At 47.6% G+C, this 9,951-nt stretch carries 9 protein-coding genes; 6 read left to right on the forward strand and 3 right to left on the reverse strand.

All coding sequences use genetic code 11. From position 1 onward, the window contains the following. Window positions 1-124: 124 nt before the first annotated feature. Window positions 125-1,969 carry a caspase family protein gene (locus tag QUA16_RS33985; RefSeq protein WP_333181696.1) on the reverse strand — a complete coding sequence of 615 codons (1,845 nt, stop codon included), beginning with the start codon at window positions 1,967-1,969 and terminating at the stop codon, window positions 125-127. A 276-nt stretch (window positions 1,970-2,245) separates the two neighbouring features. Here QUA16_RS33985 and QUA16_RS33990 point away from each other — a divergent pair, with 276 nt between their 5' ends. The 5 genes from QUA16_RS33990 to QUA16_RS34010 all read left to right on the forward strand — a co-directional run bounded on the left by QUA16_RS33990 (window position 2,246) and on the right by QUA16_RS34010 (window position 6,091). After that, window positions 2,246-2,947 (forward strand): V4R domain-containing protein, encoded by a 702-nt coding sequence (locus QUA16_RS33990; protein ID WP_333108917.1) that lies wholly within the window; start codon window positions 2,246-2,248, stop codon window positions 2,945-2,947. Window positions 2,948-3,040: 93 nt separating this feature from the next. Then, window positions 3,041-3,307 (forward strand): hypothetical protein, encoded by a 267-nt coding sequence (locus QUA16_RS33995; protein ID WP_333042386.1) that lies wholly within the window; start codon window positions 3,041-3,043, stop codon window positions 3,305-3,307. 193 nt (window positions 3,308-3,500) lie between these two features. Next, window positions 3,501-3,971 (forward strand): phycobilisome protein, encoded by a 471-nt coding sequence (locus QUA16_RS34000; RefSeq protein ID WP_333108915.1) that lies wholly within the window; start codon window positions 3,501-3,503, stop codon window positions 3,969-3,971. A gap of 50 nt (window positions 3,972-4,021) precedes the next feature. After that, on the forward strand, window positions 4,022-4,684 hold the full coding sequence (locus QUA16_RS34005) for a V4R domain-containing protein (protein WP_333108913.1): 663 nt from the start codon (window positions 4,022-4,024) through the stop codon (window positions 4,682-4,684). Between the two features lie 240 nt (window positions 4,685-4,924). Next, complete coding sequence (locus tag QUA16_RS34010; RefSeq protein ID WP_333108912.1) at window positions 4,925-6,091, forward strand: pentapeptide repeat-containing protein; 1,167 nt, start codon at window positions 4,925-4,927, stop codon at window positions 6,089-6,091. A 17-nt stretch (window positions 6,092-6,108) separates the two neighbouring features. Here the strand turns inward: QUA16_RS34010 and QUA16_RS34015 are convergent, their stop codons facing one another. Further along, complete coding sequence (locus QUA16_RS34015; protein ID WP_333108910.1) at window positions 6,109-6,579, reverse strand: phycobilisome protein; 471 nt, start codon at window positions 6,577-6,579, stop codon at window positions 6,109-6,111. 38 nt (window positions 6,580-6,617) lie between these two features. Further along, a complete protein-coding gene (locus QUA16_RS34020; RefSeq protein ID WP_333057691.1) occupies window positions 6,618-7,100 on the reverse strand; it encodes a 2Fe-2S iron-sulfur cluster-binding protein in 483 nt (160 codons plus the stop codon). A gap of 502 nt (window positions 7,101-7,602) precedes the next feature. On the opposite strand from QUA16_RS34020, the gene QUA16_RS34025 reads away from it, so the two are divergent. Continuing rightward, window positions 7,603-9,540 (forward strand): serine/threonine-protein kinase, encoded by a 1,938-nt coding sequence (locus QUA16_RS34025; protein ID WP_333108909.1) that lies wholly within the window; start codon window positions 7,603-7,605, stop codon window positions 9,538-9,540. The last annotated feature ends 411 nt before the right edge of the window (window positions 9,541-9,951 follow it).

The raw sequence follows: 9,951 nt of genomic DNA on the forward strand, positions 1-9,951 counted from the left end.
TTGAAGACTGGAGCGATAAACTCAAAGAAGAAAAGCCGTCCTAGAAGGACGGGGCTTGTACCCATTTCTTTGGTCAGTCGCTAAGATAATTTCCCGGTGGGAAGCCGAGAAATTATCAACTAAATCAACCTTTTTTCTGCTGGCGTTGGAGCTTAGTTTTCCAATTGGCGAGCTCCTTCTGAGCCGGCTGATAACTCTTAGTACCCGACGGCACCAGCGAAGCAGCTTCAACTGCCTCTTTCAGCTTTCCTTGAGAGCCGCGCAACTTAGCAATTTTGAGAATACTTTCGCTCCACTCTCCAATTAACTGTTGAGCTTCTTCATACTTCGGCTGACCGGGTTCAATTTTATTAGCTTGCTGGATGCCTTTACTGTAAGAAGAGGCAACCCCCCGCTTAATTTGACCCTTAGCAGCAGATAGCAAAGCAGCATTTACCTTCTGGTCTTTGGATAGCTCCTCCCACTGAGCGATCGCCTGTTTCGACTGATTGTAAACAGGCTGATTGACATCAGGCATCAATTTAGCCGCCCCGATCGCCCCCTGGAAATCGCCCCGAGCAGCCCGCCCGTTAGCTATATCCAAAATTGTCAAACTCCAGCGCTCAATATCCTGCTGAGCCTGCGGGAAGAGCGGATCGCTAGGCGGAATCGTTCGAGCCTTAACCACTGCTTTATTAAAACTAGAAGCCGAACCATCCTTGAGGAAAGTTTTCGCCTCAGCCCACACCTGCTGGCTGGATGGTGGCTGCTTGGTTCCAGTCCCTGCTTGCACCGCCCGCGGTTGGTTCTGCGACCCCCCAGTACCAGTAAATTTTTGAGATCCAGAGTTTTGGGCATTTCCAGCAGGCGATCGAGGATCTCCTTCCTGCTGACCAATAAAAATTGATTTGTTCGTCACAAAAACACCCAACAGCAGCACCAAAGCCGTAGCTGAACTCCACAAAACTAGCTGCTGCAAAAATGACTTATCCGACCCCCCGTTATGCTCAGCCTCCGGCTTTTGCAAGTTCGGTCGATCGCCCCCCCGATCGTCGGCAGGGGCCACAGCATTCGGCTGCGAAACAGGTGCCATCTCCACCGGCGAATCCTCAGCAGTGCGAACTGCCGGAGGCAGATCCATGCGAGCCGTAGCCGTAGCCATTTGCGGGCGATCGAACCCATCAGCCGTACCAACCGCCATATTGCCGTTGCGTCCTGCCCAAGCAGCAGTTGGTACCCCTAAAGCATCCGGCAAAATCACCAAATTAGCCTTTCCTGGAGGATTCACCACCATCAAAGGTTCTTGTTTCGGACGCAAATGGTGGTCACAAAGCTCCGGCAGTCGATCGCTCAAAAAACGGTCTAAACCCTTAATGGTCATGCACTGGCCCGATCGCAGCCCCTCCAAAAGCGCCGTCGTAAAAAACCCCTGACGCAAAGCCGAAGTTTCCCGCGAAACTTGATTCGGGCGGCAAGAAAGCACCGTCGGGATTTCCAGTTCCCGCGCCAGATCGACCGTTTGAGAGCCGATCTTTTCCCCCGCTTTCACAATCTGGCTGCGGTTCATATCAACCAGCACCAATACCGTTTCTGTAGGAGCGTTTTTCAGAGTATTCAACAGCAACTCTACCGGAATCCCCGTACCCTGAATGTCAGCCGGATTGCCGTCAACCGGCATCAAATAATCCTTACCTTCATAGCTGACACCGTAGCCGCTAAAGAAACACCAGAGTAAATCTCCCTGTTGCACATGTTCCGCGCACAGGCTTTGGGTCAACCTCAGAATATTTTCCCGATTTGGATATGTAGATTGACCCCACAGCGACGGCGAGCTATCGGTCATCAGCAGACATCCATCCGGCGCAAAACCCGCCTCCTCTGTCAAAAAACCGTACAGAGCCTCTGCATCCTCTTGGGCATAACTCAAAGGCTGGAGTAACTGATATTGATTGATGCCTATTGCAATACAAGCGTGATTTTTCATCCCCATATGTCCTATATATATAGTGGACAGCTTGCACAAAACGATAACACATAGCAGTTTAAGGTTATACCCACTTTCGCCAGCACTCAGAGAGCAGTTGTCCGAAGGCAGAACTCCCAACAAGCCCCCAAATTTAGCATCCTAGAATTTTTAATTTTTATATTGCAGTAAAAAATTATACCCGGTGCCTGCCTTGAGAAAAATAAAGTTAAATTGGATACACAGCCCAGTCTATTTGACTCTAATTTTCACCCAACTACACCAAAAAGGAATAACCCGCCAATGGTCTCTACCGCCAAAAAAGAAATCTCCCCTCACAGCGAATCGTTACTGAAGCAAAAGTATCCTAAAACTCATAGCCACTACAGGTTTCAGGATTTTTTTGCCTTCGATCGCCAGAGGGGTACAATTGACGACTGGAATGAGTCGCGCAACATTTTTACCAGCGAAGACTTCATTATCGGTTTGGTGGAGGGGCTCGAAGAAGAAGTCGGCCCCGCGTCCTCTGTCATCATGTATACTATTGGTTGCCAGTGGGGACTCCAAGATTCCGAATTTTTTCAAAAATGGTTTAGTGCCGAATACAGCCAGAACATTCGCCAGTCAAATCTCATGTTTCTGCTAGAAACTTGGTGGTGGCCTTTCACGGCTCAAGGTTGGGGTCGCTGGGAAGTGGACATGAGCGATCGCAAACACGGCTGCATCTTCATCAACCTCTTTGACTCAGCAGTTGCTCGCACATTGGGAGACGTAGGCAAACCGGTTTGCCACCTATACGCCGGTTTGTTCGCCGGTTTCTTCGGCTCTTTAGTCAAAAAGCCTCTGAGCTGCATAGAACTCCAATGTTACTCAATGGGAGAAACCTATTGCAAGTTCCTGCTTGGCAACCCAGATAAAATTGATGCAGCAGCATTCTGGCTCAACGAAGGTGCCAACGCCCGCGATATTCAAAATCGATTGCAACACGGTGAAATATTGCGGTAAACAACCTGGAAAGGCACATCCCCTGCCCTGCCTTTCCTCCCACCAATTTCGCCATGAAAGTGCGATGGTGGATTTCTCCAGGCAGGAAGAAAGATGAAAAGTCAAACTTCATGGTTGGACCAATCTGTCCAAGAATTCTTTGGTCACTATAATTGGCTGGGAAAATCTTTAGAAACTCCAAATGGCTCGACCCCCGGTCAACTTCTGAGTTTAACCCAGCCAGTAGCAGACTTTTTTCAAGCTATTTCTTGGGAAGGAATTCCGGAAGTAGGTGCCCTACCCCTACCCCCACCCTTGCCAGTAATTTCTATTTCTGAACAAGCAGAAGTCACCATTGATGACCTCTTCGACCTGTTTTAATCTGTGTAGGGAATGGAAAATGACCCTGAGTTAATATTAGGAATTCGGAAGTGCCACTGGTAACTTTATTATTTATTATTGGGAAGTAGGAAAACTACAACTAATAAAGAAAAACTACCACTTGCCAACTGCCAACTGACAACTGCCAACAGACTTCCTTTTATCAATTACCGATTACCACTTAATTAAAATCATGCACCATGAGATTGAGGCGCTGCTGGATCAGGCAGAAAACCGCTTTTTAAAAGGCGAAGAACTCATAGCTTTTAAGCGTCAAGCTGTAACCCTTGTCCAGCGCTTAAAAATTTACGAATTTTTGCGAGAGAAGGAAGCCAGCATCTTCCAACCAGTAGCCAACCAGCTACAAGAAACGTTCCCCGACGAAAAACAAGAAACCTTAGAACGATCGCTCAAACACTGGGTATTAGTCTTGCGGTACTGCGCTATGGCTATGCTGCTGAACGATCAAAATTTTCTCGAACAGCGCCTTGTAGACTGGCTTTCCGGCATAGTCGAAGCCCACCAAACTCAAAAAATCGAAGCAACTGTTTGCAATCTGCTGCAAACTCGTTTAAAAGAATTGCTTTCCGAGCAAGCCCGGGCTATATTGCAACCATTTTTCGACCAAGCACAGTCAATTATTATTGACCAAGGTAATAAATAATCAGCTTTCTTCCCAATTTCCAATTCCCGATTCCCCATTCCCAATTCCCGATGATTAATATTGCCGACTTACTCAAACAGCCCCGACTCCCTGGAAACTACTTTGCCAGCGATGCCTACGTCCGAGGCGACCTCGAACTCGGCCTCCTCGAAAACCGCCGGGGCGATCGCCTCTTAGCACTCCCAGAAACACTGATTCAAGCCATTTATATCGGCTTAGAACAAGAAACAGGTCAAGCCTCCCGCCTCGTGCTTTTCAACTGCGGTCGCTGGTGGGGTAAAAACTTCTACGTGCGTTTTTGCGAAGAAGTCAGCGAATACTACGGTCAGCCCGTTTCTGAAATGGAAATGGTAGAATTTCTTCAGTCCTTACAGCAGTGTTGGAAAACTCATGGATGGGGAACATTTGAGTTTGACCCCAGCTATTCCGAACAGGGATTTTTAATAGTAAAAATTGCTAACTCTCTTTTTGCTAAAACAGCTCCCAAGTCTAAGCGACCAGCCTGTTTTTTAGAAGCAGGTATTTTAAGTTCGTTCTTTAGTCAGCTTACGGGTCGAGAACTTCACTGCCTGCAGACATCCTGCGAATCATTGGGTTCGGACTGCAACCGCTTTATTTTAGGGCTGCGCGATCGCCTACAACCGGGCGATTCTATGGTCGAAGAAGGAAAAGACCATGAAGCTATTCTCAGTCAACTTTTCCAAAAAAACTGACTTGTTTGACAGCTATTAGTTTGTTAATAGCTGTCAAATCGATTGTTTGGTACTCATATTATCCACCGTATCATCAAAACTGTGAGTTAAATTATAAAAAAGCTCCTGAGTAAAAAAAATTAGGTTTTAGCAATTTAAATACAACCTGATAATAACTAGCAGCTAGACAATTCATAACTTACTCGGTAAATTCCTAAAATTTAAAAGCAATCAAAACCTCAAATATTTTGCTAGAACTTAATGGACGCCAATGAACTTCTAACTCGATATGCAGCCGGCGAAAGAGATTTTAGACTGGCCAATCTGCGCGGCATTGTGTTGAGTCCGATCGATTTATACCGTTCCAGCGATGCCCCAACTCTAATTTTGGCAAACCTCAACCAACACCAGCAACGACCCTACTTAATCGGTGCTAACCTCAGCGGGGCCGACCTCACCAAAGCCCATCTGAGCCGAGCCAATCTCAGCAAAGCTGACCTCAGTGGAGCCAATCTCACCGGCGCCAACCTCATGGCAGCCAGTCTGAGCGGAGCCAATCTGAGCGAAGCCAATCTCACCGGCGCCAACCTAGCCGGATCTCATCTGAATTGGGCAAACCTGACCGGAGCAATTCTTCCCAATGCTAATCTCATAGGTGCAGATATGAGCGCCGCTAACCTCACTAAAGCCATTCTCACTGAGGCCAATCTCAGTAAAGCCTATCTGATTAAAGCTAATCTCAACGGGGCAAACTTCAAAGATGCCTACTTAAGTCTAGCGAGTCTGAAAGAGGCCGACTTAACCGAAGCACAGCTCACCGGAGCCGAATTATCCAAAGCCAACCTAGCCGGAGCCAACTTAACCCGTGCTAACCTCAGCAAAGCCAACCTGTTGAAAGCCAATCTCCGGCGAACTAACCTCACTCAAGCCTATTTAAACGGCGCGTGCTTGAGCGGATCAGACCTTAGCGAAGCTTGCTTGGATAGAGCCAATTTGTGCAAAGCAGACCTCAGCAAAACCTATCTGAGAAACATTACTTTGAATGGCAGCCACTTAAGCGGTATTAACCTCAGCGGGGCAGATCTGGGCGGTGTAGACTTGAGCCGCAAACTTTTAACTGGAATTAATATGGCAGAGGCATTGTTGAACGAAGCCAACTTGAGCGGTGCTTATCTGATGGAAGCTAACTTGAGCGGGGCCAACCTCAGCAAAGCCAACTTGAGTCTAGCCTACCTGATCAATGCCGACCTTTCTAATTCTTGCCTCCATGAAATTAACTTGACCAAAGCTAACCTGAGTAAAGCCAACTTGCAGAAAGCTGACTTGACAGGAGCCAACCTCCGGGGAGCCATTCTCACTGAGGCGGATTTGACGGGAGCGAAGTTGATTGGAGCCACTCTTCCTAACGGCACAGTTTATGGGCGTTAACTTGTCAATCCCCTTGATTATTTGCCGAGTAAAGTACGGTTGATGTCCAGAATCGGAAAAAATAGGTTCCTTTCTTCCACCGTGAGATATTGTTTGAGGACTTTTTTCATCACATCGTAGGTCACGCTCGCACTATTTCTAACTTGAACAGCGCCTAAAATAGTTTGCAACCAAAGCAGTAGCCGATCGCGCAATCGTTCCGTATCATTAATCAACAGTGCTGCCGCCGAATGCCTCAACACCCGCACAATATCTCCCCGGCACTTTTCAGTGACATCGTTACCCCCCCGCCGAAATAAACTAGGGTCTAGAGACTGCATTTGTGCTTCCACTTGCCGCATAATTTCTGTTTCAGAGGCTTGAATTTTTTTATAAGCACTCATCCGGTGATTCAAAGACTGAAAGTAGTCTTTCAAAAATTGGAGTTCTTCTGCACTGGCGTAGCGTCCGTCTGCTTCCATGCTCAAACGCGCAAGTTGGCTCAACATAGATTTTTCTCTACTACTAAAATACAAACATATCAATTTTAAGCTTCTTTAGTCCGAACTAAATACTGTCCTACTTGAAAGCGGGTTTCATTAAGCTGTGTAACGATAGAACGAGTAATTAACTTTCCTGATTCTACAACTACTTGACCCGTAATTGGGTGTAATAAATCTTGCTGGGCCCGGCGACCGATCAGAGCTTCGACATTTTCAATAGCATTAATGTACATCCCCGCAGGCAACTCTACAACCACACCCTCGCCCATAATTTGAGCCTGACAAGCAAGTCGCGAATTGGCTTTAGCCGTAGTAATGACTTCCAACGTCCTTTTCTCGCGGCGGTTCATGTCCGACAAGCCTTCCATGCCTTCTTTAATGTAAACATGGCAGGTAGCGCACATTCCCCGCCCCCCGCATTCCTTGAGAACGTCTAAGTCTTTGGAAAGTAAGGCCGACAGGATATTCGATCGGGTTTCGACTGCTATTTCCTCCGCAATTGGATCTAGTTTAATAATTTTAACCATATTGATGTTTGCTCCTGTCAAGTTCAGTATTTAGCAAGTTACGATCAACTTATTCAAAGCGCAAAAAAAGTTGGCTAACGCTCAAAAAGGTTAAGATGCCTTGACGACAGCATCGGCTTCTCGATCTCTAACCCCTATGGCATAACCCCACTTCTGTTTTGGTCATATCGCTGTTCCCTCGCCCCGATTCCCCAGCTTAGCCTTGAAAAGCTAAAACCTTAGATACTTTCTGCATGGCATGGAAAAAACTGTAATAGTCGCGATCGACTAAAATAGCAGCCACAGGTAGTTCCCGATCGGGTATCGGCATCGGGCAAGATTGATAGTGATTCCGAAGCTCAAGGATTTTAGTAGGTGCGACTGTGCGATCGCTCTCAAGGAGGCTGAGACTGAACCTGAGATAACATAGGCTGTACCTGGCGAGCGATTCAAAAATTTGAATTTTTGTCAGAATTATTTACATATTTTAATACTAGCTCAAGCTTTTTCTATAATTAGACCGATGCAACATTCTAAGTACCGCATTTTAGGGCTAGTCGGACAAGGACAATTTGGTCGAGTCTTTTGTGCCAGCGTTCGAGAAGCTCCCGCCTCGGACTCCCGCCTCACCAGCCAACTGGTTGCTCTCAAAGAACTTAGTCATCAAAAAGCCCCAACTAGCGAATTCTTGCGAGAATTGTGGTTTCTGATCACCTTGCAGCACCCGAACATTGTTACCTGCCGAGCTCTAGAACACACAGCTACAGGCAGGTACTTGGTTATGGACTACTGCGAGGGAGGAACCCTCCGCAACCTGCTCAAACAAGAGCGCCCCTTGCGTCTGCTCGAAGGTTTGCAGCTAGTCATGGAAGTTTTAGCAGGCTTAGACTACGCCCACCGCCGAGGCGTAGTTCACTGCGACATCAAACCCGAAAATATCCTCCTAACTTTAGGAGCAAAAGGTTGGTCGCCCCGGCTGTCTGACTTTGGCATCGCGCGTCGCCTGCCAGAAATTGGTACTACTCGCCTCCACCAAGAAATTTCTCCCGACGCTACCGTAGGTTCCCCCGCTTACATGGCCCCTGAGCGGTTTTACGGTCTTTTTTCCCCGATGTCAGATATATATGCAGTAGGAATTCTGCTGTTTGAATTGCTAATGGGCTACCGCCCTTTCGGGGGAACCCCCGGAGACTTGAGGTGGGCGCACCTGAATCAACGCTTGCAATTTCCCGACGCCATCCCCGAACCTTTGCAAGCAATAGTCAAAAAATCTTTAGAAAAGCTGCCAGCCCGCCGTTTTGCCAGTGCTTCCCAAATGGCTCAAGCTCTGCGGCTGATCATGTACGACCCCGCTGTCAGACAATTGGGCGACTGCATTATTCCTTGGGAAAGCCCCACAACCAGTGGTGATAAAAGTCTGAAGTCGGAAACTGACTCTTTGCTGGAAGTTGAAGAGGAAAAAGCATCACAGTCGGCTATTAATTTACTTCGGACTGTGCGCTATTCGCTTTCGCAGGCAAAGCCACTGATACTTCCTGCACCGTTGACCGCTTTAATTGCCACTGAAACGTATCTCTATGCTGCTGTAGGTACAGAGGTGAAGATTTGGTCTCAGCCGGAAAAACAGCTAGTTACAGGAGAAATGTCTACTTCTATTTCATTAATGCCGGAAATCGTGCGCGGCATTTTACCTGTTTCCAACGGCTGCTGCGTTCTCACTCCGCAAAAACTTTACTGGCTCAATGAACACTCTTGGGAGCCTCAGTGTTTGCTGGATATGGGTTTGAGGCAAGGCCCAGATGCTTTAAAAGCTGCTATTGACTCTCACGGCAACTGGTTGACAGTAGCGGTTCCCGGCGAACTGCGTTTTTATTCTTTAGCGGGAAACAGCACGGCGGGCGATCGGAAAAAAGCGCTGAAGCCGATCGCTACTGTGCCGTTACCAGAACACTATTTACCAGAATTAATGTTTTTGGATCGGCGACACGTCTTAGCAGTTTGGCCTGACAACGAACCAAAAAATCCTCAAACTATTTTTAGAGTTTACACTCGCCGCGGCACGCCGGTGGGTTCTGTGCGGTTGTCTGCCAGCGTGGGACAGATGCTGTTGACACCTGAGCCTTATACTTTGCTGGGAATTCCCCAAGGTGGTAAAGCGGCTGTGCTGTTGATGAAATTGTGGCCGCTCAAGGTAGCGCGAATTCCCCTGGAAAGTTTGCCCGTGTCTGCTTGTGTGGCTAATTGGGGATGGGTGTTGGCAGATGTTGAGGGGCAGATAGAAGTGTTAAACAGTCAAGGGATTCAAGTAGGGAATTTTAGCAGCCCCGCCTCACCCCGGGCGATCGCTCCTTGGGGGAATAGAGGTTTGGTGATTGCTGTCAATACTGAGGAAGAGAGTCACTTGCACTTTTTAGATGTAGATGTTGAGGAGACCAACTCGCGCTCGCTCATCAAGGGCTGATAACTGGCGTAACTGAAGGAGTTTGGGGGTGTAATTCTGGAGAGTGTATTTGCGGGCGATCGATTCCTGGGAGTTCGATCGGGGCTAGAGTACCGTGTCGTGTCAGCTTCGGGATTTTGAATCAGAGGAATTGTTAAGGGCGATCGGCTCACTCTGAGACCCAAACGTCCATCAGTAAAGTCCAAGAAATGCAGACACCACTTAATATATATAGACTCATGCACCAGCCTGCTTCCGTCATCCTCACCCCATGATGCAGGCTCACACCTTACACTCTAACTTTGCCTTACCTATACTCCAAGTAAGCCCCATCATCATGTTGAACCACTGAGTCCTTCTACCCATGCGCGGGAAATAGTCTGCCCCAAATTCCAATCTTTCCCCAAAAAAAGACCCCATAGTTAAAAGAGG

The organism is Microcoleus sp. S13_C3, assembly GCF_036700905.1.
GTDB lineage: Bacteria > Cyanobacteriota > Cyanobacteriia > Cyanobacteriales > Microcoleaceae > Microcoleus.